Origin of the sequence: Mesorhizobium australafricanum, from assembly GCF_033977265.1 — a bacterium.
Classification (GTDB): domain Bacteria; phylum Pseudomonadota; class Alphaproteobacteria; order Rhizobiales; family Rhizobiaceae; genus Mesorhizobium; species Mesorhizobium australafricanum.
Map to the genome: position 1 here is coordinate 1 of NZ_JAVIIT010000063.1, position 963 is coordinate 963.

General features: G+C 61.4%; 1 protein-coding gene. It reads left to right on the top strand.

Features of this window, described 5'->3' with window-relative positions:
• Positions 1-963, top strand: a 963-nt coding sequence (locus RFM98_RS31175) for a hypothetical protein (RefSeq protein WP_320312294.1), incomplete at both ends; no start/stop codon positions are given.

The following is a 963-nucleotide window of genomic DNA, read 5'->3' on the forward strand; positions in this document are numbered from 1 at the left end:
CCGGCGCGCGCCATACAACGCCGGCCGAGGCGTCGCACCAGGCTTCCGTCGTTCAGCAAACGCGCCGCCGCAAGCGCGGCCGCGAGCACCCGGACGAGGTGCTTTTTGCCGCCTACCGTGCCGAGGCTACAACAAAGGTGAGCAAGAAATCGATCACTGGCGATATAACGGCGCTGCGCAAGTTCAGCACATGGCTTGACGAGAACCATCGGACGCAGATCGCCGGCCGGATTGAGGACCCGGGGTTGGACGCGCTGGTGAAGGACTTCGCGGAGCGCGAGAGCGCGCGTATCAACCCGGCGCTGAAGAGGCTCCGGCAACATTCTGCCGGACAGCCTGTGACGGCTGCTTCGACTGTTCGACCCGGCACGAAGGACGATGAGGAACTCTTCGCCCAATACCGGGCAGAAGCCGTGGCCCGCCTCAAAGCACCAACCTTGGGAGGCGATCTAGCGGCGCTGCGCAAGTTCAGCAAATGGCTTGACGAGAACCACCAGAGCCAAATCCACGGTCGGATTGAGGACGAGCAGCTGGACGGCCTGGCGAAGAACTTCGCGGGCAACGATGCCGTACTATTGAGCGACATCAACGTGGCATTGGGAAGGCTCCGGCAGCATTCTGCCGGACAGACTGTCACAACAGCTAGATCGCGCTCGGTCAGCGAAGACAACCAGGTGATCGAAGATGCATGTCGGGCAGCTGCAAGCAGGTACGGAAAAGACACGCTAAATAGCTATCGGAGTCATTTGTGTCGTTTCAACGAGTGGCTCAGTCAGAACTTCGGCAAGGGCATTGCCCAGATTGAACCCGCGGTGCTGAGCCGGGCGGTTGACGAATACAAGAAGAACGCAGGCCCCCGTTTCGGCACAGCCTGGGGCTTTCTGCAGAAATACCGGCAAATGGTCGCAGCCAACAATGCGCTGGGCTTGGCAGCCCATGGGCAAGCGGCCCCGCGCGAGCAGC